General features: G+C 63.4%; 25 protein-coding genes and 1 riboswitch. Of the genes, 10 read left to right on the top strand and 15 right to left on the bottom strand.

What is annotated here, in order from left to right; all coding sequences use genetic code 11:
• Positions 1-138 precede the first annotated feature (138 nt).
• From ACH488_RS12610 to ACH488_RS12600, 3 genes are all read right to left on the bottom strand, one after another.
• Entirely contained in the window at positions 139-1287 is a 1149-nt protein-coding gene (locus ACH488_RS12610) for a mannitol-1-phosphate 5-dehydrogenase (RefSeq protein ID WP_397324601.1), read from the bottom strand.
• Complete coding sequence (locus ACH488_RS12605; RefSeq protein WP_397324599.1) at positions 1287-3305, bottom strand: PTS mannitol transporter subunit IICBA; 2019 nt, start codon at positions 3303-3305, stop codon at positions 1287-1289. The genes ACH488_RS12610 and ACH488_RS12605 overlap by 1 nt, the downstream gene beginning before the upstream one ends.
• Positions 3306-3371: 66 nt before the next feature.
• Positions 3372-4094, bottom strand: coding sequence for a TetR/AcrR family transcriptional regulator (locus ACH488_RS12600; protein WP_397324597.1), 723 nt, complete (start codon positions 4092-4094; stop codon positions 3372-3374).
• A 130-nt stretch (positions 4095-4224) separates the two neighbouring features.
• On the opposite strand from ACH488_RS12600, the gene ptsP reads away from it, so the two are divergent.
• The 6 genes from ptsP to ACH488_RS12570 all read left to right on the top strand — a co-directional run bounded on the left by ptsP (position 4225) and on the right by ACH488_RS12570 (position 8190).
• Positions 4225-5925, top strand: coding sequence for a phosphoenolpyruvate--protein phosphotransferase (gene ptsP, locus ACH488_RS12595; protein ID WP_397324595.1), 1701 nt, complete (start codon positions 4225-4227; stop codon positions 5923-5925).
• 32 nt (positions 5926-5957) lie between these two features.
• On the top strand, positions 5958-6236 hold the full coding sequence (locus tag ACH488_RS12590; RefSeq protein WP_397324594.1) for an HPr family phosphocarrier protein: 279 nt from the start codon (positions 5958-5960) through the stop codon (positions 6234-6236).
• Between the two features lie 132 nt (positions 6237-6368).
• A complete protein-coding gene (locus ACH488_RS12585) occupies positions 6369-6788 on the top strand; it encodes a helix-turn-helix domain-containing protein (protein WP_397324592.1) in 420 nt (139 codons plus the stop codon).
• Between the two features lie 92 nt (positions 6789-6880).
• Entirely contained in the window at positions 6881-7132 is a 252-nt protein-coding gene (locus tag ACH488_RS12580; protein WP_397324591.1) for a hypothetical protein, read from the top strand.
• Positions 7133-7199: 67 nt separating this feature from the next.
• Positions 7200-7853 carry a maleylpyruvate isomerase family mycothiol-dependent enzyme gene (locus ACH488_RS12575; RefSeq protein WP_397324589.1) on the top strand — a complete coding sequence of 218 codons (654 nt, stop codon included), beginning with the start codon at positions 7200-7202 and terminating at the stop codon, positions 7851-7853.
• 94 nt (positions 7854-7947) lie between these two features.
• The gene (locus tag ACH488_RS12570) at positions 7948-8190 is read left to right on the top strand and encodes a DUF6480 family protein (protein ID WP_397324588.1); all 243 of its coding nucleotides are present in this window, start codon (positions 7948-7950) and stop codon (positions 8188-8190) included.
• Between the two features lie 75 nt (positions 8191-8265).
• Here ACH488_RS12570 and ACH488_RS12565 read toward each other — a convergent pair whose 3' ends face one another.
• Positions 8266-9327: an ATP-dependent DNA ligase gene (locus ACH488_RS12565; RefSeq protein ID WP_397324587.1), complete on the bottom strand. Its 1062-nt coding sequence runs from the start codon at positions 9325-9327 to the stop codon at positions 8266-8268.
• Positions 9328-9374: 47 nt separating this feature from the next.
• Between ACH488_RS12565 and ACH488_RS12560 the strand changes: the two genes are divergently transcribed.
• Positions 9375-9608, top strand: coding sequence for a hypothetical protein (locus ACH488_RS12560; protein WP_397324585.1), 234 nt, complete (start codon positions 9375-9377; stop codon positions 9606-9608).
• 129 nt (positions 9609-9737) lie between these two features.
• Positions 9738-9887: riboswitch (cyclic di-AMP (ydaO/yuaA leader) on the top strand.
• Positions 9888-9907: 20 nt separating this feature from the next.
• On the opposite strand, the gene ACH488_RS12555 is transcribed toward ACH488_RS12560, so the two are convergent.
• The 3 genes from ACH488_RS12555 to ACH488_RS12545 form a co-directional block, all read right to left on the bottom strand.
• Entirely contained in the window at positions 9908-11401 is a 1494-nt protein-coding gene (locus ACH488_RS12555; RefSeq protein ID WP_397324583.1) for a hypothetical protein, read from the bottom strand.
• Positions 11402-11641: 240 nt separating this feature from the next.
• A complete protein-coding gene (locus tag ACH488_RS12550) occupies positions 11642-12562 on the bottom strand; it encodes an AEC family transporter (RefSeq protein WP_397324582.1) in 921 nt (306 codons plus the stop codon).
• A 140-nt stretch (positions 12563-12702) separates the two neighbouring features.
• Positions 12703-13917, bottom strand: coding sequence for a PucR family transcriptional regulator (locus tag ACH488_RS12545; RefSeq protein WP_397324581.1), 1215 nt, complete (start codon positions 13915-13917; stop codon positions 12703-12705).
• A gap of 210 nt (positions 13918-14127) precedes the next feature.
• Between ACH488_RS12545 and ald the strand changes: the two genes are divergently transcribed.
• A complete protein-coding gene (ald, locus tag ACH488_RS12540) occupies positions 14128-15246 on the top strand; it encodes an alanine dehydrogenase (protein WP_397324579.1) in 1119 nt (372 codons plus the stop codon).
• Positions 15247-15839: 593 nt separating this feature from the next.
• Here the strand turns inward: ald and ACH488_RS12535 are convergent.
• Positions 15840-16571, bottom strand: a complete 732-nt coding sequence (locus tag ACH488_RS12535; protein ID WP_397324578.1) for a DUF6228 family protein — start codon at positions 16569-16571, stop codon at positions 15840-15842.
• 153 nt (positions 16572-16724) lie between these two features.
• Between ACH488_RS12535 and ACH488_RS12530 the strand changes: the two genes are divergently transcribed.
• Positions 16725-17072: a hypothetical protein gene (locus tag ACH488_RS12530; RefSeq protein WP_397324577.1), complete on the top strand. Its 348-nt coding sequence runs from the start codon at positions 16725-16727 to the stop codon at positions 17070-17072.
• A gap of 58 nt (positions 17073-17130) precedes the next feature.
• Here ACH488_RS12530 and ACH488_RS12525 read toward each other — a convergent pair whose 3' ends face one another.
• The 4 genes from ACH488_RS12525 to ACH488_RS12510 all read right to left on the bottom strand — a co-directional run bounded on the left by ACH488_RS12525 (position 17131) and on the right by ACH488_RS12510 (position 20418).
• The gene (locus ACH488_RS12525) at positions 17131-17565 is read right to left on the bottom strand and encodes a hypothetical protein (RefSeq protein ID WP_397324576.1); all 435 of its coding nucleotides are present in this window, start codon (positions 17563-17565) and stop codon (positions 17131-17133) included.
• A 143-nt stretch (positions 17566-17708) separates the two neighbouring features.
• Positions 17709-18233, bottom strand: coding sequence for a barstar family protein (locus tag ACH488_RS12520; protein WP_397324575.1), 525 nt, complete (start codon positions 18231-18233; stop codon positions 17709-17711).
• Positions 18234-18839: 606 nt separating this feature from the next.
• Positions 18840-19787: a tetratricopeptide repeat protein gene (locus ACH488_RS12515; RefSeq protein ID WP_397324574.1), complete on the bottom strand. Its 948-nt coding sequence runs from the start codon at positions 19785-19787 to the stop codon at positions 18840-18842.
• Positions 19788-20163: 376 nt separating this feature from the next.
• Entirely contained in the window at positions 20164-20418 is a 255-nt protein-coding gene (locus tag ACH488_RS12510) for a hypothetical protein (RefSeq protein WP_397324572.1), read from the bottom strand.
• A 120-nt stretch (positions 20419-20538) separates the two neighbouring features.
• On the opposite strand from ACH488_RS12510, the gene ACH488_RS12505 reads away from it, so the two are divergent.
• Positions 20539-21117 carry a hypothetical protein gene (locus ACH488_RS12505; RefSeq protein ID WP_397324570.1) on the top strand — a complete coding sequence of 193 codons (579 nt, stop codon included), beginning with the start codon at positions 20539-20541 and terminating at the stop codon, positions 21115-21117.
• Positions 21118-21204: 87 nt separating this feature from the next.
• Here the strand turns inward: ACH488_RS12505 and ACH488_RS12500 are convergent, their stop codons facing one another.
• The 3 genes from ACH488_RS12500 to ACH488_RS12490 all read right to left on the bottom strand — a co-directional run bounded on the left by ACH488_RS12500 (position 21205) and on the right by ACH488_RS12490 (position 23753).
• The gene (locus tag ACH488_RS12500; RefSeq protein ID WP_397324569.1) at positions 21205-22059 is read right to left on the bottom strand and encodes a hypothetical protein; all 855 of its coding nucleotides are present in this window, start codon (positions 22057-22059) and stop codon (positions 21205-21207) included.
• Between the two features lie 276 nt (positions 22060-22335).
• Entirely contained in the window at positions 22336-23199 is an 864-nt protein-coding gene (locus ACH488_RS12495) for a hypothetical protein (protein WP_397324568.1), read from the bottom strand.
• A complete protein-coding gene (locus tag ACH488_RS12490) occupies positions 23196-23753 on the bottom strand; it encodes an RNA polymerase sigma factor (RefSeq protein ID WP_397324567.1) in 558 nt (185 codons plus the stop codon). Before ACH488_RS12490 ends, ACH488_RS12495 begins: the two co-directional genes overlap by 4 nt.
• Between the last annotated feature and the right edge of the window lie 19 nt (positions 23754-23772).

Below are 23772 nucleotides of genomic sequence, written 5' to 3'. Positions count from 1 at the left end.
ACGCAGAAAAGCCCGACGCCGGCACTCATGTTGAGTGCCGGCGTCGGGCTTTCCTGAGGTTCGGTGAGAGAGGATCCCCCGGAACGGGAGGTTCGGTGAGAGAGCGTCCCGAAAAACGGGAGGTTCGGTGAGAGAGCGTCAGAGCTCGGCTTGGCGGTCCTCCACCAGTTTCTGGACTGCCGGGAACAGCGGGTGCGACGGCGTCAGTTCCGTCACCCGTTCGACGACGGCGGCCGCGTCCAGTTCCGCAAGGAGCTTGGCGAGCTCCACGGCCTCGTCATCGGACCCGTCGTCGAAACGGAGGGCCGCGGACATGGCCTCAAGCAGTGCCGAAGGAGTCACGCCCCGCTCGGCGAGCTCCGCAGCGGGACCGATGAAGCGCTCGTGCCGGCCCAGCTTCCGCAAAGGAGCACGGCCCACGCGAACCACCGTGTCCGGCAGGTGCGGGTTGGTGAAGCGGGACAGGATCTTCTGCACGTACGCTTCCTGCTCGGCCTCGACGAAGCCGTGCTTCGCCACCAGCAGTTCCTTGGTTTCTTGCAGGACAGCCCGGACCTTCGCGGCGACGGACGGATCAGCCATGGCATCGGAGATCTTCTCCAGCCCTGCCTGGTAGCCGAAGTACGCCGCGGAGGCGTGGCCCGTGTTAACCGTGAAGAGCTTGCGCTCGATGTACGGTCCCAGCTCATCAACGAACGTCGCGCCGGGGATAACGGGCGGGTTCGCGCCGAAGGGCGTCCGGTCGATGACCCATTCGTAGAAGGTCTCCACAGTGACGTCCAGGCCCTGGCCCGGAGCCTGGTTGGGAACGATCCTGTCCACTGCAGTGTTGGCGAAAACAGCCACGGAGTCCAAGTCCCCCGCGGAGTCGTCCCAGGCCGCCCGGACCTCCACGTGCAGGAGGTCCGTGGCATTGATGGCGTTCTCGCACGCCATGACCTGGAGGGGCGGCAGGTCCGCGGGCCGGGCGGCCAGCCCGCGGGCGATCACGGGGGCCACGAACTTCAGAATGTGCGGCCCCACCGCCGTGGTGACCACATCCGCCGTCGAGATTTCCTCCACAACGGCGGCTTCCTCGGTCCCGGAGTTGAGCGCACGGAAGCCGTCCACGGTCTTCACCGCGGCGTTCTCGCCAACCTCGTGTACCTCGTAACTGTCCGCCGAGGCCAGCTGGCTGATCAGCGCGTCCGCAACGTCCGCGAACACCACCTCGTATCCGGCCTCGTGCAGCAGAAGCCCCACAAATCCTCGTCCAATATTGCCCGCCCCAAAATGGACTGCCTTCACTATGCGTTGACCTTTCCGAACAGCTCCAGGACTTCCTCAACCGTGGTGGCCTCCTCCAACTGGGCAACCTGGGCCTTGTTGGTGAAGATCTTCGCGATGGAGGACAGGATGTGGAGGTGCTCATTGTTGAGGCCGGCAACACCGACCACGAACTTCACTTGCTTGCCGCCCCAGTCGATGCCTTCCGAGTAACGGACGATCGAAACGGCCGAGTGCTTGATGTGGTCCTTGGCATCGTTGGTGCCGTGCGGGATCGCCAGGAAGCTGCCCATGTACGTGGACACGGATTCCTCGCGTTCGTGCATGGCGTGGACGTAGCTGACATCCACGGCGCCACGGTCCAGCAGGAGCTGGCCGGCCTCGTCGATCGCGGAATCGCGGTCACGGGCAGTGCCGTTCAGGGTGACGCTTTCGGCCAACAGCACGCCCTTGCCTCCGACGGCGGCACCTGGCTCCGCGGCATGGGCACCGTGGCTCGGGGCTGCTTCCGTCTCAGCAGCACTGCTTGGGTGTGCGGCTGCGGGACCCTCGGTGTTGCTGGTCTTCACGAGCTCCACGATTTCGTCGTACTTGGGGCTGTTCATGAAGTTGTCCACGGAGTAGTGCACTGCGCTGGAGGTCTTCGGCTGGGCACGTTCGGTGAGGTCCTGGTGCGTGACCACAACGTCGTAGGTATCGCTCAGGTTGGCGATGGCCGAGTTGGTGACCTTGACGTCCGGGAAGCCCGCTGCCTTCATCTTGTTGCGCAGTACCGAGGCTCCCATGGCGCTGGAACCCATGCCGGCGTCGCAAGCGAACACGATGTTCTGGACCGGACGGGTGAGGACCGCTACGTCACTGCGGCCGCCGCTTTCGCCCACCAAAGCGGAGGAAACGGAGCTCTTCTTGCCCTTCATGGCTTCCATGCGGGACGTTGCGGCGGAGAGGTCGTCCTCGCCCTTGTTCTTGGAGGTACGCAGGATCAGCGAGGCGATCAGGAAGGACACTGTGGTGGCCAGCACCACCGCCAGGATCACGCCGAAGTAGCTGTCGCGGGCGGTCTGGGCAATGACGGCGATGATGGAACCCGGAGCGGCCGGAGCCACCAGGCCGGAGTTGGTCAGGGCCAGGGTTGCGATGCCGGTCATGCCGCCACCGATAGCGGCGAGGATGAGGATCGGCTTCATCAGGACGTACGGGAAGTAGATCTCGTGGATGCCGCCGAGGAAGTGGATGATCGCAGCACCCGGAGCCGAAGCACGGGCGGCACCGCGGCCGAAGAACATGTAGGCCAGCAGGATGCCCAAGCCAGGACCGGGGTTGGCTTCGAGCAGGAACAGGATGGACTTGCCCTGCTCCAGGGACTGCTGGACACCCAGCGGAGTCAGTACGCCGTGGTTGATGGCGTTGTTGAGGAACAGGACCTTGGCGGGCTCAATGAAGATGCTGGTCAGGGGCAGGAGGCCGTTGTCCACCAGGAACTGGACCACGTTGCCGGCGCCCTTGCTGAATCCGGAGACCAACGGGGAGATGCCATAGAACCCGAGCAGGGCCAGGGCCGCTCCCCAGATACCGGCGGAGAAGTTGTTGACCAGCATCTCGAAGCCCGGGCGGATCTTGCCGTCCCAGAGGCGGTCGAGTTGCTTGATGGTCCAGCCGCCCAGCGGCCCCATGATCATGGCGCCGATGAACATCGGGATGCCGGCACCGACGATCACACCCATGGTTCCTATGGCACCCACTACGCCACCACGGACGTCGTAGACCATCTTGCCGCCGGTGTAGGCGATCAGCAGCGGCAACAGGTAGGTGATCATCGGGCCAACCAGGCCCACATTGGCAACACCCTCGGCGTTGGTGCCGAAGCCACCGAGCTGGGGCACGGGGATGTAGCCCTTCTCAATGAACAGGGCCGTGATGAGGCCCCAGGCGATGAAGGCCCCAATGTTGGGCATGATCATGCCGGACAGGAAGGTTCCGAACTTTTGGACGCCAACGCGCAGGCTGGTGCGGGGCTTCGCAACGGTCTCTGTTGCCATGTGAATTCCTAACGTGTGTCCCGCGGCGGCGCGGGGTCAGTCGATATAGATCGAGAGAGGACAGCTTTAGGAGCTGCTGGAAATGCGGTGAAGCCACTCAAGGAAGAGCTTCAGTTCAGAGCTGGACAGTTGGTCTGAATGCGAGGCCTGCAGTGCCGCGTTCAGGGCGATTGCCGCAACAACCACGGAGGACTTACCGGAGTCCTCCGCTGCGGCGCCACGGGCTGTGTCCGTGGAGACGGCGAAAATCATGGAATCCCGGGTCATGGTTGAGAGCTCCAGGTTCCGGTCTTCCACCGGTTCGGCGATAAGCATGAGCGTGACGCCCACGTTGGCCGCGAGGATACTGCGTGCCGCCTCGCGGGGCGGCACATTGATCTGACCTGAGATGGCGGCCTTGTTCAGCATTTCCTCCAGGAGGGCCTCAGCATCGGCCACGATGGCTGGGCGGCTCTCCGGGCGGATGTTGCCGAACATCACCAGGTACAGGTGGGGCTGGGTGAGGCCGAACTGGACGTGGTTGTCCCACATCCTCCGCACGTCCTCCAAGGGTTCCCCGGACGGTGCAAAATCGCGCTCCCCTGCCACGTACTCTTCAAAGCCGGCCGAAACGACGGCGTCGAACAGACCTTCCTTGTCTCCGAAGTGGTGGTAGAGCGTGGGCGCCGTAACCCCCGCAAGCTTGGTGATCTGGCGCGTTGAGACCGCTGACCCCTCCGAATTCGCCAGCAATTCGGCAGCTGCGCGAAGCAACCGAATTTTCGGCGGAAGCTGGTCATCGAAACTCATAACCGCTACCCTAGCACCTATAGCGTTGCTATATGAAGTGGCTCACAGCAGAATTTTGTAGGCTATTTCCACAGGCCCAGGGTGCCGTTGCCGGTGGGTCCGATCCAACAAGCAGGGAACAGAGGATTCAGTGCAGAATTTCCAAGGAGTAGGGGTAAGCCCTGGACGCATCATCGGTTCCGTCCGTCAAATGCCCAAGCCGGTGAGCGAACCGCCGTCGGGCGAACGTCTCGCCGCGGACACCAGCCCGGAAGACGCCGTCGCGGGTTTGAAAGCCGCCGCGCAGTCCGTCCATGACGAGCTGAAGGGCCGCGCGGACATCGCCACCGGCGACGGCAAGGCAGTCCTCGAAGCCACAGCCCTCATGGCCAAGGACACTATGCTGCTGAAGTCGGCCACCAAGCTGATCAACGCCGGCTCGTCCGCCGAGCGTGCGATCTGGGAAGCCGGTGCGTCCGTCTCCGAGATGCTGCACAACCTGGGCGGCTACATGGCCGAGCGGGCCACCGACGTCCTGGACGTCCGCGCCCGCATCGTCGCTGAACTCCGCGGCGTGCCCGCCCCCGGCATCCCCTCCTCCGAAACTCCCTTCATCCTGGTGGCCGAGGACCTCGCCCCCGCCGATACCGCCACCCTGGACCCCGCCAAGGTGCTGGCCCTGGTCACCTCCGGCGGTGGCCCCCAGTCGCACACCGCGATCATCGCCCGCTCACTGGGCTTGCCTGCCGTGGTTGCCGCACACGGCGTCGACTCCGTGGCCGATGGCTCCGAAGTCTTCGTGGACGGCGCCGCCGGCTTCGTGGCAGTTGAACCATCCGAGGAGCAGCGCGCTGCCGCGACGGCATGGGCCGAAACGTCCGCAACGCTCGCCTCCTTCGACGGAAACGGCACGACGGCGGACGGTCACCTGGTGCCGCTCCTCGCCAACGTCGGAGGTGCCAAGGACGCAGTGGCCGCTGCCGGCCTGGGCGCCCAGGGCGTGGGCCTGTTCCGCACCGAATTCTGCTTCCTGGAACGCGATACCGAACCTTCCGTGGACGAGCAAGCCGCGGCTTACAAGGCCGTGTTCGATGCCTTCCCGGGCAAGAAAGTGGTCCTGCGCACCCTCGACGCCGGCGCCGACAAGCCCCTGCCCTTCCTCACGGATGCCACCGAGCCCAACCCTGCACTGGGCGTCCGCGGCTACCGCACCGACTTCACCACCCCGGGCGTGCTGGAACGCCAGCTCGAAGCGATCGCCCGCGCCGCCGCCGAATCCGAAGCCGACGTGTGGGTCATGGCACCCATGATCTCCACTGCAGCCGAAGCCGGCCGCTTCGCCTCACTCTGCGCGGCCGCCGGGCTCAAGACCCCCGGCGTCATGGTGGAAGTTCCCTCCGCCGCGTTGACCGCCGCCACGGTGCTTCGGGAAGTGGGCTTCGCCTCGCTCGGCACCAATGACCTCACCCAGTACGCCATGGCCGCCGACCGCCAGCTAGGACCCCTCGCCGAACTGAACACCCCTTGGCAGCCGGCCGTCCTGCGGCTCGTGCAACTGACCGTGGAAGGCTCCGTCCTTGAGGCGTCCGGCCGGGAGGGCGCCGGCAAACCCGTGGGCGTCTGTGGCGAGGCAGCCGCCGACCCGGCCCTCGCCGTCGTGCTTGCGGGCCTGGGCGTCACCACACTGTCCATGACCGCGCGGTCCCTGGCCGCCGTCGGAACCGTACTCAAGACGGTCACGCTGGAACAGGCGCAGGAACTCGCCCGACTGGCCCTCTCCGCACCCAGCGCAACCGAGGCCCGCGACTGGGTCCGTGCCAAGCTCCCCGTGCTCGAAGAGCTCGGCCTGTAAGTTCCGGAAGTTCCAACCGCAAGGAGAAACCCATGCCCGAACGCACTGCCACCATTGCCAGCAAGTCCGGACTGCACGCCCGCCCCGCGGCGCTTTTCGCCGAGGCCGCCGGAGAACAGTCGGTGGATGTCACCATCGCCATGCAGGGCGAACCGGCGGATGAAGCGCTCGACGCCGCCAGCATCCTCTCGCTCATGACGCTCGGCGCCGCGAAGGGCGACGTTGTTGTGCTGCGGGCCGAGGGCGAAGGTGCGGATGAGGCGCTGGACGCACTGGTAAAGCTGCTGGAGACGGACCTGGACGCGGTGTAGCTGTTCGGGCGTCGCCGAACCCTCCGATTCGATGGCTCGCTGCGCAGGGTGCCGTGCGCAGCGCATGCTGCGCAGCGAAGCCCCGTTTTGAATGGTCCCCCGGCACCGCTCCGCCCACGCTAGGCTTCTGCCATGGCATTGATAGCTCCCCGCGTCACGGCAGGCCTGCCCGCCGACGACGCCCGGAACCTGGCACGATCGCTCCAGGACAGCAACGACATCACGGTGTTCGTCGACGGCACGGTCCACCGCCTGCCCGACCAGGCGAGGGACGCCGTCGTAGACCTTCTGGCCCGGCTGGGCCGTGGCGAAGCGGTGACCGTCAGCAGCGTGGAAGAAATGCTGACCACGTCGCAGGCCGCCGAACTCGCGGGCATTTCGCACACCTATCTCCGCAACATGACCGACCGCGGCGAAATCCCTGTGGAATACCGGGGAACCCACCGCCGGATCCGCCAGGCGTCGATCATCGCGTGGCTGGAGACCCAGAAGCGGAAACAGGAAGAATCCGCGGCTGGAGACGGTACGGGGGCCGAGGCCGACGCCGGCTGAAATGCGTCCGGCAGATGTCGGAGTGATAAGGATCAAGCAACGATCCAAGCCAACGGGCCAGCACCCGCAAACACCGGGGTTACGCTTGTTTGGTGGGCAATTTCAAAGGGTGGCATATCGTGGCCGGGATGGCCGCAATGGCACTTGCCGCACCCTTGGGTTCCGCAATGGGATTGAACTTCGTAGCCACCTTCATGTTTGCTTGCGTTGTATTCGTGGCGGTTGCCATGTGGACCGAATCGCGGATTGCCCGACGCCGGGAGGCAGCGAACGCCGGCAGCGCACCTGACGCTTCGCGCCCCGCGGCAGACCCCGCCGAATCGGACGACGCCACGCGCGACTGACCCGCAGCGGCCAAGGCAAGGCGTCCAAACAGGGGAAAAAGCCTGCGCTTGCTGTTTGAATAGCCATATGGCTTCGAGGTCCCGCTCTGTGGTTTGGCCGGTGGTGCATGAGGAACGACGCGCCCTGATCAGGGACCTGGAGCCACTGCACGGTCCGCCCTGGAACGCTGAATCCTTATGTCCAGGCTGGAGCGTCCATGATGTGCTCGCCCACTTGATCGACTCCGCCAAGACCACTCGCCTGGGGTTCGTCCGGCGGATGATGGCCGTCCGCTTCGACTTCGACCAGGACAACGCCGTGGGAGTAGAGCGGGAACGGTCGTCCGATCCACGCCATACCCTGAAGTCCTTCCATGCCGTTGCCGGCAGGACCTCCGGACCGCCTGCTTCGCTGGCCACCCGGTTGGTGGAAGCGTTCGTGCATGGCGAGGACATCCGCCGCCCGCTGTCGATCAGCCACAGCTATCCTCCTGAGCACGTGGCCACGGCATTGGACTACCAACTGAAGACCACCACCAGGATGGGCGGCGGCAAGGAGATAGCAGCAGGATGGCGCCTCGTTGCCACGGATACCCGCTACGCGCGCGGCGAAGGTCCGGAAGTGCAGGGTCCGGCCATCTCACTGCTCCTCGCCGTCTCCGGGCGCGCCATTGCGGGCAATGAACTGACAGGCCCGGGCGCGGATGTCTTCCTGCAGCGGGCGCGGGGAACGGTCTGCTGACCGTTGCGCCGAGCTGCCCTTGTTGGACGCCAGGCCTGGGGCTAGGCTGGCAGAGCAGTGCAAATAATAAGGTTACTGAGGAAGAGGTTGGGCCATGACGAGCTATGACCCCGAAGACGACCCCCAGACGTTCGGCGTTTCCGGCGCCGCAGAACCGGACAGTATCCACGAGGATCCGGATATGCGGAAGGACGAAGACCAAGACCCCGCAGCATCGTCGAATCCGGATCCGGCCGACGGCAACGTCACCGGACTGGAGCCGGGCGGCGGAGTACCTCCGGGAGAAACCCCTCCCGGCGAAGGCAGCATGAGCGGCGACCAAGGCCATCAAGAGTAACTGCTCCACATCAGCCGACAAGCCGCTGTTCCCTTGTTGGCAACGACGGGACAGCGGCTTGGCGACGATTGGGCGCTATTTCAGCCGGAGGATCTCGCCCAGGTCATAGTCGGCTGGTTCCTCCAGCTGCGAGTAGGTGCAGCTGTCAGGAGTCCTGTCCGGCCGCCACCTACGGAACTGGGTGGTGTGCCTGAAGCGATCGCCCTCCATGTAGTCGTACGCCACCTCGATCACGAGCTCCGGGCGCAGCGGCACAAAGGAAAAGTCCTTACCGGCACTCCACCGGCTCTGGCCACCGGGCATCCTGGATCCCCCGGCGGACTCTTGGTTGGCCCGTTCACCCCACGGATGCTCGGCGAACTCCACCTGGTACGGCTCCAACTCGGCCACCAGGGCTTCCCGCTTGGCCATGGGGAACGACGCCACCACGCCCACGTGATGCAGACGGCCGGAATCGTCATGGAGCCCCAGCAACATGGACCCCACAACCTTCGCCGTTTTGTGCCAGCGGAATCCGGCCACCACGCAGTCTGCCGTCCGTTCATGCTTCGTCTTGAACATCACCCGCTTGTTCGGCTGGTAGGTGCCGTCGAGCGGTTTGGACAGCACGCCGTCGAGCCCTGCTCCTTCCAGCTGCACGAACCATTCCTTGGCGCGATCAAGGTCGGTGACCGCAGGCGTGACATAAACAGGCGGTTCGGCGTCGGCGAGCGCCTCTTCCAGGGCGGCCCTGCGCTCGGCGAAGGGCTGCGCTGTCAGGTCCTCATCCCCCAGGGCGAGCAGGTCGAACGCCACCAACGAGGACGGCGTCTTCTCCGCGAGCATCCGGACGCGGCTGTCCGCGGGGTGGATGCGCTGCTGCAGGCCCTCGAAGTCCAGACGGTTGCCGGAAATGAGGATAATCTCACCATCGATCACGCACTTCTCCGGAAGGTTCTTCTGGAGCGCGTCCACGAGTTCGGGGAAGTAGCGGGTCATGGGCTTCTCGTTGCGGCTGCCGAGGACGATCTCGTCCCCATCCTTGAAAACGATGGTCCGGAAGCCGTCCCACTTGGGTTCGTAGTGCCCCACATCGGGGATGGTGGGCACGGACTTGGCGAGCATGGGCGAAACGGGCGGCATCACAGGCAGGTCCATAGGATCATGTCTACCGGCCAGTACACGCCCAAAGCTAGTGTTGATCCATGGATTTGTTGGCCGTGTTGGCTGCCGTGCTCTGCGGACCCGCCCTCGTGGCGCTCCTTTGGATCTGGACCCGGCACCGGAGCAGTAAGCGCCCGGTGAAACGCGCAGCCTTGGCAGGCGTGCTCGGCATCGTGGACGAGATCTACCGCCCTGAAACCCACCAGGCGCACCAGGTACAAAAGGTCCAGCATGAATTGCCGTCTCCGGCTCCAGCGCCGAAGGGTAGGCGATAAGGTCACCTCGAATCCTCGGACGTTCCGTCCGTTACATTAATGTGACTTTACTTCCCTGCTCCTGTACGGTCGAAGGGCGACCCTGATCTCCGCTGGGCCGCTTCCGGGCTGACGCCGAGCTCTGCCGCATCCCGGAATCCGCCAGATCCGCGGCAGAGACGGGGGACCCAGAGTTCCCGGGCCTGAATTCCGCAGGCCCTTGGGGTGAAGCCGCCACGTGCGGCCGGACGGCCTCGTCCGAACCCGACAGCTAACCTCGCAGGCGTTGAGAGGCAATCACCCATGTCCCCAACCATGGATCAGCCGCGCCGTGCCCAGGAGGCCATCGAGCGCACCAAGCCATCCGGACGCCGTCGGGCCCAACCCAGCGGACAGTCCCCCACCAGCGTTGAAAGCACGACGGCGGCACCCGCCACTGCTGTCAATCCCACCCCGCCTTCGCCCACCGTGTCTGCGCTCACCGCGCCCGCGCCCATGACGCGCGCGGAGCGGCGCGCGGCCGAGCGCGAGGCAGCCGCCCAGGCTGTCATTGCGCCGGAAGCCCCCGCCTCCGACGATGCTGCGGCTCCTGCCTCAGTCCAGGAACCAAGCACGATCGCGGACGATGCTCCGCGGACCGCGTCGACCACGCCCGGGCCGCCGACGTCTGCGATCCCCGTCGTGAAGCCAGCCGAGCCTACTTCCGAGGCGGAGGCTGCTCCGGCGACGGCCGCCATCCCGGTGGTACAGGCTGCCGAGCCTGCTTCTGAAGCCGAAGCTGCTCCCGCAACGGCGGCTATTCCGGTGATACAGCCCGCCGAGCCTGCCTCTGAAGCCGAAGCTGCTCCCGCAACGGCGGCTATTCCGGTGATACAGCCCGCCGAGCCTGAACCAGCCACCGCATTCATTCCGACAGTCGCCGCCCCGGTGATCGGCGCATCCGAAGCCCAGCCTGAGTCCAGCGCCCAGCCGAAGACGCCTGCACAGATTGCCGCTGCCGCAACGGCCTCCGCGGGCTTGGCAAGCCGTCGGGCCGCCGCGGCCAGTGCAGCCGACGGCTCACCGCGCAAGGCAAGCACCTTCCCAGGCGCGGCCACATCAGCGAGCGCGGCCACGTCGGCCGGCGCAGGCAAGTCGGTCACGGCAAGCAAGTCGGCTACCGCGAGCAAGTCGGCCTTCGGTTCGTTTGGGGCGTCGCCCTTCACCCGGGAACCGCACGCGGTCCTGACCAAGGCCGCTTCCGTGAAAACGATGGGCCAGCGCATGGCCGTCGTGGCTGGAGCACTGGGCTTGGTCCTGACGGTGGGCACGGTCAGCCAAGCCCTGGACCTCCCCTTGTTCGGCCAGCAGAACCAATCCCAGGAAGCCAGTGGCTCCTCCAAGGACGGCGATGGCCGGGCAACGGGCACGGTATCCCCCAGCCCTACGCCGTCGTACACCACGGCCTCTTCCACGTCGGCCGCCTCCACCGACGCCGGCCAGCCCTCAGCCGACCCGGCACCACCGGCAGCAGAGGCACCTGCTGCCGCACCGGCGTCGTCGGCGGCTGCTCCGCAGGTTTCGCTGGCAGCCCCCAAGTGGGTCCCGTCCACGGCTCCATCAGCTGTTGCCCCGGTGCCCGGAGTAACTTCCCCGGTCCCGAGCCAGCCTGCAGCGCCGCCGTCGGACACCATCACGGCACCGACGCCGACCCCCACCACTACTCCGACACCCACCGTCACGCCGACGCCGACCCCCACGCCCACCCAGACGTCGAAGCCGAGGCCCAGCAACGACCCAAAAGCCAGCAGCGCCCCGGCAACCAGTGAGCCCACCCTGAGTGTGGATGGCTTGCTGGACCTTGCCAAGGAGGCCCTGAAATGAGCACCCGCATGCCTCGGACCACCACACACATCGGCTGGCACGGCCGTTACTGCAGCAGCAGCCGGACGGCGACCTTCCGCCGTCGGATGGGCCGCTGGAGTTGCCAGCGCTTGCGGCGATCGTAGGCCCCAGAGCAAGAAAATGAGGCAGTCACCCAGGCGGGTGGCTGCCTCCTTTGCGTCGCCGCCAAGTCACCCCAGTAACCAGGCGACAACCAGGAGCGCAGCGACGCAGAGCACGGTGGTGCACAGGATCACATCCCGGGCCACAACCGTGCCGCGGCCATAGGGAGAAGCAAAGAGGAACACGTTTTGCCCGGTGGGCAGGGCAGCCATGATGACGCTTGCCAGCAAGTGGTTGCCGTCCAAACCGAACACAAACCGCGCCAGCACCCACGCCACCACAGGCATGCCTGCGACTTTGAGGAGTGTGGCCACCAAGGTCTCCACCCTGCCATCCCCCTGCTGCAGCGGCGCTTTCCCTGCCAAGGACATGCCGAAAGCCAGAAGAACCATGGGCACGGCAGCCCCCGCCAGCATGTCAACGGGCTTCTGCACAAGCTCCGGCGCGTGCCAACCGGTCAGGGCCATTGCAACGCCAAGCCCGGATGCAATGATCATGGGGTTGCCCAGAGGCTGGAGGATGACGCGCTTCCAGTGGATCTTTTCGCCACCCGCCAGGCCAAGGATGGTCACATAGAAGGGTGCCAGGACCAGCAGTTGCACCAGGAGGACCGGGGCGACGTGCTGGGCCGTCCCTACGGCATAGAGGGAAACCGGGATGCCTATGTTGTTTGCGTTGGCGTAACTGCTGGCCATGGCACCGACCGCCGTTTCCGCGACAGGCCGGCGAAAGAACAGAAAACTCAGCAGGCAATACAGAAGCCCCACGATTACGGCGGAGAGCAGCGCGAGCGGGGCATCGATACCAAGCGCGGCACGGATATCGCTCCCGGCCACCACCGTGTACAGCAAGGCCGGGTTCGTGATGTAGAACGCCGTCTTGGTCAAGGCGCCCTGGACCTCGGGCGGCAGCACCTTCAATCGCACTGCCACGTATCCCACGGCGATGACCGCGGAAATGATGAGGATTCCGGAAACAACGCCGCCCACACTGATCCTTCCGAGAGGTGAGAAACCGTTTTCTCAGGGTAAGTGTACGGCGTCCCGGCTGTCCATTTGGTTCTGGCGTGCGGCTTGGGGCACGGCGGGCGGTTCAGATGCGCGGCGTGCTGCTCGACTGCGCAGTGGGGTCAGATCCGTGGCCGCCCGGCCCAGCGGCGCGCTTTCAACGCTGCATGCAGCTCCAGCCGGATGGCACCGCCCAGCGGATCCGCCCCGATGAGTTGGCGGATCTTGCCAAGCCGGTTGTAGATGCTGCTGCGGTGCAGGTGGAGTTTGGCGGCGACGTCCTGGACCGAGCCGTCGTTGTCGTACAGCAACTCGAGGACAGGAAGCAGTTCGCCGTTGCGGTCGTGGTCCTCCAGGGCGCGGAAGTGCACGGATCCGGCGTCGTCCCAGCCGCCAGGTGCCTGCAGCCGGTCGAACAATTGGTAGACCCCCACGGACTTGCTGTCCACGAGCTCGCCGAGTGGAAGATCAACAGCTGCAGCCTGCGCGGCTACCTTCGATTGGCGGTAAGCACCTGCGAGTTGCCGGATCACCTGGATCGGCTCGCTGATGCCCAGGATCACGCGATCCACTTTCCTACCCGCGCGCTTGGCCAGTTCCAGCTGGTAGTGGACCAAGACCTGCGCGTGATCGGCACGGCCGCCGGATTCGCGGAACAGCACCACGGAATGGGTCTCGGTCCCCGCGCTGAACAGGGCCGCATCAACGCCGATGGTTGACTGCAGCGCGGCGGAACGGTGGGTCAGCGTGGCCGCGAGAGGGTCGACGGCGGACCCGGCACCGTCGGCGTCCAGGATGGTCACTACTTGCCAGGGTCCGCGGCCTTGGATTTCCTTCCAACCGGCAACTGCGGCCACTGCGTTGGATTCTCCGCCGCAGGCCGCCAGGAACTCCTGTTCCCGGCGCCTCCGGAATTCCGACTCGGCCGTGTTCGAGTCGAGCAGGAGCCCTGCCAGCAGGTCCAACTCGTCACGGACCCCTGGCAGTTCGGCGAGTATCGCCGTCGCGCTTTGCTCCTCAAGGTCCTGCTGGACCCACAAGTAGCCCACGCGGAAACCGCGGACCAGCAAGGGGACGCACACCCGGCCCAGCATGCCGAGCTCGTCGTTCGCCGGCACCACAACAGGACGCACCGCCGTCGCAATTCCATGGGAGAGCTGCCATGCGCTGACGTCGCTTGGCACCTTCTTGCTGAGCAGGAAATTTACGCGGACGCGGTCGGCGTGCGACTGGTTGGAACTGTAGGCGAGGAGAACGCCGTCGAGGTCCTCCAGGGAGAGTCCGCGTCCCAGCTTCAACGCCACGCGTTCAACGATCTGCTCCACGTCTTGCTGCATCCGGAAAGCGTACCAACACCAGGCGACACTTGACGCTTGAGTGCTCGACAAATGTCGAGCCTGAAATCCAGAAAACCTTGAATTTCCGCGGTTTCTGCCAGCGCACTTCAGCAGCGTCCATGTCGCCTGCCTCACAGCCGGATCTATTCTGGAATCACAGCCCACAGCAACAAATCCGGCCTTAAGAGGCCGCTGACGATGGAGCCCCACATGATCATTGGCGTCCCCAAGGAAATCAAGAACAACGAGTTCCGCGTAGCCATCACGGCCGCCGGCGTCCACGAGTTCCGCACCCACGGACACACCGTCCTGGTGGAGCGCGGCGCGGGCCTGGGTTCGGGCATCACCGACGAAGAATACTCGATCGCCGGAGCCGAAATCGTTGCCGACGCTGACGACGTGTGGGGCCGGGCCGACATGGTCATGAAGGTCAAGGAACCCATCAAGGCCGAGTACCACCGCTTCCGCAAGGGCCTGATCCTCTTCACGTACCTGCACCTCGCTGCCGAGCCCGAACTCACCGCTGAGCTCATCAACTCCGGCGTCACGGCCATCGCCTACGAAACCGTGCAGGAAGGCCGCACCCTGCCGCTGCTCGCGCCGATGTCCGAGGTCGCAGGCCGCCTGTCCGTCGTGGTGGGCGCGTCCTCCCTCATGGCCCCTGCCGGCGGCAAGGGCATCCTGCTCGGCGGCGTACCGGGCGTACGCCCGGCCAAGGTTGTTGTCCTCGGCGCCGGCGTTGCGGGAACCAACGCCGCTGCCATGGCGCTGGGCCTCGGTGCTGATGTCACCATCATGGACATCAACATCAACCGGCTGCGCGAACTCGACGCCCTCTACCAGGGCCGCCTGAAGACCGTCGCCTCCAACGCCTACGAGATCGAGAAGTCAGTTGTCGACGCAGATCTCGTGATCGGCTCCGTCCTGATCCCGGGCGCCAAGGCTCCCAAGCTGGTCACCAACGAACTCGTGTCCCGGATGAAGCCGGGCTCGGTGCTGGTGGACATCGCCGTGGACCAGGGCGGTTGCTTCGAGGACACGCACCCCACCACCCACCAGGAACCGACGTACAAGGTCCACAACTCGATCTTCTACTGCGTTGCCAACATGCCCGGCGCCGTTCCGAACACCTCCACGTACGCACTGACCAACGTCACCCTGCGCTACGCCGTCGCCCTGGCAAACCTGGGCGTCAAGGCCGCCTTCGACCGCGACCCCGCACTGGCCGCCGGCCTCAACATCGCAGCAGGCCACGTGGCACACCACTCCGTCTCCGAGGCGCACAACCTGCCCCTCGTTGAGGACTGGCACAGCCTGGTCTCCGCTTAACGTCGGAGCCTCCTCAGGCGAACAACGACGGCGGGGTGCGGCTTCCATCGAAGCCGCACCCCGCCGTCGTATGGGTTAACGCGGGAAAGGATTTGTGGCCTCGCCGAGCCGTGGGGCGGGCGTGGTGACTGAAAGCTCCGGATGGTGGGCCTGAAGCTCAGTCTCAGTCCGGTTTACAGGTTCCCCCGTTTGGTTCATAGTCGAGGCATGAGAGCGGCCGGCCTTCTTCCTGAGGACGCCCCCGATCCCCGCGCCAAATGGGCCGAGAACCTGAAACTTATGCCCATTCCGGTGATGGGGCTTACGCCCCAACCTTCGCTGGAGGACACAGACTCCGTGGGTGTGACCAATGGCTGGGATGAGCATGGATACAGCGAAATGACCGCTAGCATCACTTACACGCTATGGCGAAACCCGGATAATCACGAAGATCCGGTAAACCTCGCAGACCTCGACGAGAAGACTCGCAGATCGATTGAGGAAGTTCCGCCTTGGCCGCGCCCCCGTGGCTGATCGAGCAGGTGGAACGGCTGCGCTACCCGCACCTATGGGACGCCGTGCGAACCACCTGGCACCGCGCTCCATCCGAGCACTCATCGGTTCATCGCCTTCTGGCTGATCACATCAACCACATCCTCATGAACCAGTACCGGCAAGAGCTCTGGCCGGGAAGCAACCCCTGGGACCACCACCCAACCCCGATAACTGGCCGGATGGTCAATAGCCACGTCAGGACCGTCATCAACGGCATCAGCGTGCCCGGTGCAGAGGTCGACACGGACCCGTTCGTGTACGGCATCGGAGCCCAACTGACAACCGGCGGCGTCGTGACGGCAGTCCTTCCGCGCGCTGAACTCAGGCACATCCAGGTCCAGTTCACGACCCGCGGAAACAAAGTCCGACGTCCGTAAGAGGATCCTTAACCGGACGGACGCTAAAGCCCGAAGCGCTTCCACCGCGGCTGTCAGTTCTCCGCCGGGATCAAGAACGATCTGGCCCTTGGCGGCCCACGGATTCGGAGGGTTGGAGTCCTCCAGCTCGAAGGAGACTCGCACGTGCCCATCATGCTTCTCAGAGAGCCGGAAGTCTCCCTCCAGAGCGTCGAACGTCTTGTAGCCGTCCCAGCCCCGCCAGTTGTGTTCGAGTTCCTCGAAATAGGAAAGTAGCGATGACCACCTGTCGAAGTCGTAGACTCGTTTGCTGGCTCGCAGTCCTTCGAGGCTGGCCGTGACTTCAAGGTAATCAGACGTACCGTCAGGATTGCGTTCTGTCGGTTCAGCACGGAAGTGAAGCTCGCCTTGACGACCGATGATCACTTGATTCATGACCTCATTATTGTGCAACCAGCCGATTCTTAGACTTGCGGCCGGAGCACCCTGAGGTAAGCAGGACGTAATGACGATCGCGTTCGAAAAAGGATCCTTCAGCGTGCAGCTGGCACCGATCCTTGTGGCGGGCTGGTATGGCAGCATGTGGTTATGAGCGCGCAGCTGGAAGTTCCAAGGCTTGAAGACCTGAGCGATATCGGGGTTGTGGTCGAGACGCCTGATCAGCCTGGGGTGGTCTCCCTGATGGCGTGGGCGAACGACGGCAACACCGTAACGCTTACCTGGGACGAGAACGCTGGGTCAGCGAGCATCCGCTGGCTCAACGGTGACGACGAGCGCCTTGTTCTTGAACGAGAGACCCCGGTGAAGATCAGTGTCCGAGACAAGCGCGGCGTCATTGAGTTCCACGTCTGGTCCCGCTGGGAAGGAATGGCAGGCGAATTGATCGTGCGGGTCGGCCAGCACGTTTCGGTCCACGACACACTCCTACGTACATAAAAGCCGTCTTGCGTTCGGTCGGGGGATCCTTACCGGACACCACCGAGTCCCTGCTCGGTTAGGTTGCAGCCAGGCCAACGCCTACGGCTGCGAAGAACACACCCATGAGCATGTACATGAACCCCATGCCCTTTATCGTCGGTACGTCAGCGAACGTGAAGCTTTCTGGGCTGATTTCACGGCTCTCTTTGTAGATCTTTGACCAGGTGCTGGCGGTTTCATTGCTGTCCCGGAACACCTGCAGCCCGAACAGAACCAAAAAGAAACCGGCTGCGCTTATGCCGAGGGCAAACCACTTTTGGTTGGTTATCACCAAGAGAAGGAAGGTTCCCAGGAAGAAGCCGAAGAAGCACCTCTGAAAGGTTCTGGCTGGTTGGGGTAGCTCGGTGAGTAGCCGTTTCGTCGCCCGTAGAGTTTTGATGGTGCTCCTTTCGCAGCTGGGTGCGCTTATATCGAGAGCTGTGATGAGAATATGTGGCGCGCTGAGTACCATGACTCTATCCTTGGATCCGTTGAACATCAGATATGGAGTCGTCACTTGGTAGAAACGAGATTCCCAGCGATCTGATCAGGGGACCAACTGCCTACGCAGTCACTCGGTGGAGACACCGCTCCACCGTCCCAGTGCAGGATCCTTCACCGGGCGCTGAGGAATTCACGGTGGTTCCAAGCAACAGAAAGGCCGCCAACCGGAGGGAGTTCCAGATGCGGATCCCCGGTTCTAACCAGACACATCATGCGATGGCCAAATAGCGCGGCATAAGTTGCCTGCCTCGCGAAGATGTCTAAGAGGTGATGGGCTGTTGACGCGTCCTTGCCCACGAAGGCTTCAAGCCTGTCAATCACGAGAACTAGCCCGGCATCGGCTGCCGTCCATCCATAAGCTTGAACGGCTACATCGCCAAGGCAATCGTTGAGAGCATCCAGGTTGGAGCCGTAGTAGTCAGGGAAATCTAGAGCCCGGCCAAGGTCTTGGTGGAGGTCAGCCTGAGATTGCCAGGCAGCGGCGTCAACCTTAGCGACCTTGTAGTGGTGGTTTCTCAGCCATGACGTTGTTTCGTCGAGGATCGCTTGCTGATGGAAAAGACTGATGAAGCCGTTTTGGATCAAGAGAAAGTCCAGCGGATGATTCAGCTCGGCAGCCAGGTCCCAAATTGCCATGAGTGAAACTGTATTGCTTTTCGGTTCTCTTCAGGCAGATGCCGGCCTGTGCTGTCTCCCGGCCGTGCGTTCGGTGTCGGTGACGGTCGAAAAAGTGCGCCATTGTGACGGCCCACGAAATGGCTCACTTTTTCGATTAGCGCTGACATTCGGAAGAGAACCGGACACGAAAGTGAGTCGATCCAGCTTCCTGGGCAGACTGGTCCATCGGCGGTGGCGAAAGAGCCACGGCTCATTCAAAGGGCGTGGCAGTTGTGGGAGCTCATAGGTGGCTTCGCGTCTGTTGGCTTGAGGTGCCAAGATCATCGGCATCTGGGAGGACGGACCGGCCGCCTGCGTGGTGTACGGACGTACCATCGACCCAACCACGATTCAGGGACACCGATTTGATTTGAGTTCACGTCCGACTCAGCGGATGGCACCGTCGAGGGCTACGCCCGGGATATAGCCATCACCCTCGGCGAACCGATCGGGGTCCTGGCTGCCACGACCCGGCAGGACGATCACGGCATCGTTTGAGTGGTCATCCCCGAAGACCCTTCCAACCCCGGAACCGCCTGCCAGGTTCCTGGAAAGACTTGCCGATCGATGAGTCGTGGGCTCAATTCACCACAGCAGTTCGAGGCTGACGACATCAACCGCCGATCTGGACTTCCGCCACTCATCCAAAGCTTGTTCCAGATCCGATTCGTGCCCCGCCAAGCCCAGAACGGTTGCATCCGCCGCCGGTGCCTCGTGGTTGTGTCCTTCCTGCAGCAAACCGTGAGAGCAGTCCGAACACATCATACGAATTCCTGACCACTCGTCCAGGCCGAGTCCCCGGCGCCCAAGCGTATCCGCCAGTACCTGAAGGTCATCCCGTCCTGCGCCGGTGATCTGAGCCTGCCAAGTGGGAATCTCGGACGCTTCGAGCCGCTCGAGCTCATTGAACACCGACACCTCGCGCCCCTCATTCAAACGGGTCCCTTGGGGTTCACCATCATGGAGGAGAATGTCCCTGAACCTGTGGCCCGATTCGGGCATCGGCACACTCGTGATCACAGCGTGGGCCGGGCTCCTCCGCCGACACCAAACCACCTCGGTCTCGCCGACAACGGGCAGAAGCTGGTGTGGAAGGCTTGCCCGGTCCGGATTGATCCGCACCGGCGTAACCCCATAGTTGTCGTCGATGGGGCCGGTCTCGTTGTCGAACCCTGCCAAACCGTACGCTGCCCACGCCGCCCTGGCCGTAGCCCAATCCCCCAAAGCGGTAGCGGCGATTCCCAGATTCCAGGCAGCCGGGCTGGCGCCACCGAACTCAGCTGCTTCCGTTTCGGTGAACAATGCCAGTGCACGCCGATTCCGTTCGGCGCTTTCGGCCCACTTCCGCCGGGCCTTCGACAACAAACCTGCCTCGAACCAACTGAAGAAGACTTCCGGAGCGACGTCGATAAGCTCAGAAGCGAACCTTTCGGCGCTCTCAGCATCGTTTGCCTCGTTGGCCGCCTGCCACTCGCTCCAGACCTGGCGGGGTGCTCGCTTCTTCTTGAATCCTGACAATATGCGTCCGCTCATCCGACAAGTATGCAGGTCAAACCGAGGCCATCTGAAACCGCGCCAAACTCAGAAATTCACCTATGGCACCAATCCTCAGCCGAATTTGGTTCAGACCCCGCATCGCTGGGAGATGAACCCTCGCCAGCGCGTATAGGCAATGGACCGTTGGGCGATCCTACGAGAGAACTTTAAGGACCTTCCCTGTGTGCGTCCGAGTGTATGGGCCATCCGTTCGCTCCACCCCACAGGCGGCAGGCTGAGGATTTGTCGTTTCAGAAGCTGACTCCATTGAATAGCAGAGGTCGACCTCTCGGTCGATTGTGTGCCGTGGAGGATTCTCTTACGGCACAGAAGCAGAAACCTCTAAGCGACTGGAGGAAGGCAGTGTTAAACCTCAATAGAGGTTCTCCCCGGCTATGATTCGCTCAACGTCGGAAGCTGCCAATCCCGAGTGCTCGCCAATCCATGAGTGCCCATATCCCGCAGCGGCCGCGGTACGTACCGACTCGGTAAGGTCATCGGCGGCCTGCTTGGCTGTCCGCGATGCTTGGGCGAACGCGTCAGCGGCAGCTTTGACCGGCGCTGCGACTTCCTCAGGCGGCTCTTTGAAGATCGCTTCCGGATCACCAATATTGAAAGACCAATTCATTGCTCGTGCATCCGATCATCGAGAACTACTCGCTTTGAAGCGACTCTAGCCTCTTTCCACACCCAAACCGGCCGTGCCGTTAGAGGATCCTTCTGCGTTCGTCTGGTTACTCTCAGTTGTATGGATGCTGTGTATCAACCGAAATCGACAGGCCTCGATGCCTTGGACGAACTCGACCACGTCGACTGGAGCCAACTGCAGCACGCGTACGGAAAAGGCATCGTTTCCCTGGATGGCTCCAACACGTCAATTAGCATTGCCGGCGACGTAGCACGATCATTGGCGTTGCTTCGAGTCGACCCTTCATTCGCAATCGGTGATGGGCTCTACTCCAACGTCTGCCACCAGGGCACGGTCTATGAAGCAACCGCCCATACAGTTCCCTTTATCGCAGCAGTTGCCGCTGGTGATGTCCCAGACTCGATCCGCGTACCCTTGCTGACCCTCTTGGGGGACATCTCTATCGGAGGAAGCTACGCGGCTCCTCACGGGTCTCACGCGGGTGCCTACGGAGATCAGGTAGGTGTCCTCGTCACTGAATCGCTCGCCACTTCGATGAGACGCTTCACAACGCTCCGAACGCACGAGCTCGTAGCCCTGGTCCACGCGATCCAGTCACTTCTTGAACACTCAACCGACGCACACCGCGAGGCGGTTGAGTCCGCAATCGACTCTGCATCGACACTCGTTCAGCAGTAGAAGCGGTGCCCGGTAAAGGGATCCTCCGACGGCACAATCGATAGAGAGGTCGACCTCGTTGGCGATTGCGTGCCGTCGGAGGATCGCTTAAGGGTCAAGAGTTGGGTCACTTCGAAATTCGGCTACTAGGTCCTGGAATTTGGATACATGCTTGGCTATTCGTGCCGCGTTCTGTTCGGAGTTCAGCCATGGCTTACGTTTCCCGATCAGAAGAACATCGAGGGACCTACCGTCGATGTCAAAGGGTTTCTCTAATGGGAGGAGGGCGTTCAGTGCTTCTGATTTCGTCGTTTCCGGAAGCCGGGCTCGGAGCCACGCGATCTGTTCTGTCGTGAACATGTTGAAGGGTATCCGTAGATTTGCAAGGTTGGTGAGCTTCCCGAGCGGCTGGATCCGTCCGTCGCCGATGCGTTTCGGAAGCAGGCTTAGTCTCCGCAATCCAGTCAACTCTGCTAAGGGCTCCAGCGTCTCAAAAGTGGTCTTGTCCCACACCGCGTCGCCAAGGATGAGTTCTTTCAGTTCATGCCCCGCCACAAGGTCGTCCAGCCGATGGAGACGGTTGAAATCCTCAACACGTAGCGCAGTCAGAAGCGGCGTGCGAGAAAGGTCCCATAGGTGAGTGCACCGCTGGTTCCAGTAGAACGAGACCATTCGGAGCTCTGACAAATCCTCGATAGGGGTGAGATCTTCAATCCGGGGGCACTTCCAAAATTCAATTGCTGTGAACTGGTTCCCGTAGCTGGAGACCAAACGCTCAAATGCGGGTTGGCTTAGCCCACTGATTCGAAGGGTAGTTGCATCAGGATGTGCATCGATTTGTGACAGATCTTCTGGACTAAATGTCCCGCCACCGACTTGAGGGGCAACTAGGTCAAGGAACCCAGAGGGCTTCGCGTCCCCCGCCCGTCTCAGCTCCAGCAGGTTCTGGGGACCTGGTTCCATGCGTGAGCACCATCTTTCGTCCTAGACCCATCAAGCATCTGGTCGCAAACCTACCAACAACGCAGGCAACGGGGCATAGTACGTGAAATCCTCCACTTGTGACGCGCCCGTAAGCCGGTCCCTAACCGGCTACCGTTGACGCTCAATCTCATTCAGTAAGACTCACGGAATTCCGCGGAGCCAGAATTCCCGTATACCCCGCCCGTAAAAGTGCCCGGTGAAGGTACCTCAAACGCTACACACTCGCGCAGACCTTAAAGCACCAGGCGCCACCCATCATTTCGTAGGGCCACCCGGCGCTTTGGGGACCTCCGGGATCAGGTGCGACGGCAACGTCTCCGGAAGGGTGGACGGCCCCAGGCTCGGGGGAAGCGACGGCTCCCCGAGGGACGGTGGGGAGACAGGCGGCGCTGGCAGCGGCACCTTGCCTGCGTTCTCCGGTTCCTTCGGCGGCTGCGACACCTCAGCGGCCGGGAGCTTGCCCGTCTGGGCAGGCGTTGATCCAGACTTGCCCGGCTTGCCCTGCTCCGTGGGGACGGCGCCCTCCGTCGATTGAGGGGCAGCCGGTGCCGGCTGGACTCCGGAGGTTGGCGGCACTGCCGGATGCTTTTGCACAGGGGCCGGGGCCGGCGTGAACTGCGAAACCATCGAGCCTACAGCCGCCCCGAGATGCTGGATGGTTGCCGGGATGCCGCCTTCTTGGGCCGCGGCCGCGGTTGCTCCACCGCCCAGCGCGACAGCCACCGCAAGTCCCGCGATGGCAGCCCGGCGCTTACGACGGCGGGCGGCCAGTTCGTCTTTCACTGGCAGCGCAGTGGCGGGTGCTTCAGCGGTGGTTGGTGCTGCGGCACTGGCAGGCGTTTCGTCGGCGGGCAGCCCGGGCGTGGAGCCGACCGTGGTGAGTACCGCCGTCGGCAGTTCTTTCACCGCGGAGGCGCCTTCCGCCGTCGTGATCCTGGCGGTGGGTGCGTCGCCAACCATCAGTGCCCGCACGGCATCCGAGGGCAGGGGCGAGGTGGCTGCGAGCGAGCGAAGCTCCAGGAGTTCGTCGCGGACATCGCTGCCGTGCGGGAACCCGGAGTCGGCCAGCAGGCGATCGACGGCGGATTCCGCCCGGCGCCGCGGGTTGTGTTCGCTCATGATGTGCCATTCCTTTGCAAAGCGCGCTTCCCCAAAGCCTTCTTTCGCAGAGCATTCAGTGCCCTGCGTTGCAACTGTTTGACGGCACCTTGGGATTTGCCCATGATGTCCGCTGTTTCTTCCACGGAGAGGTCCGCGACCACGCGCAGGGCCAGGACCTCGCGGTAATCGTCGGCCAGGTCCTCCATGAGTTCGGTGACCCCCAGGGCGCCAACAGCCTGGTCCTCGGCGGAAGGTGCGCTCCGGCTGTCCAGGTCCGCCTCATACGGAGTTGGCTCGGGGGTGCGTTCCCGTTTCCGGTAGTGGTCCACCATCCGCGCGTGGGCGATGGAGAACAACAGTGTCTTGGCCCCTTGCAGCCCTCCGTGCAGGGTGGCGAGCTTGGGGTAGAGGGCCAGGAAGACATCCTGAGTCACAGCTTCGGGATCATCCACGCCGCGTGCGCGGAGGTAGCCGAAGACCGGCCCGGAGAAGGCATTGTAGGCAGCCGTGAAGAGCAGGGCGGGATCGTCCTGATCCGCCTGCACATTCTCTTCAACCAAAGGGTTCAGCACCCGCGGATGCCTCCATCCA

Source organism: Paenarthrobacter sp. NPDC018779 (assembly GCF_044391085.1).
In the GTDB taxonomy this organism is placed as follows: Bacteria; Actinomycetota; Actinomycetes; order Actinomycetales; family Micrococcaceae; genus Arthrobacter.
The sequence above is the reverse complement of the archived record's forward strand: the minus strand, read 5'-3'. Positions and strand labels throughout refer to the sequence as shown.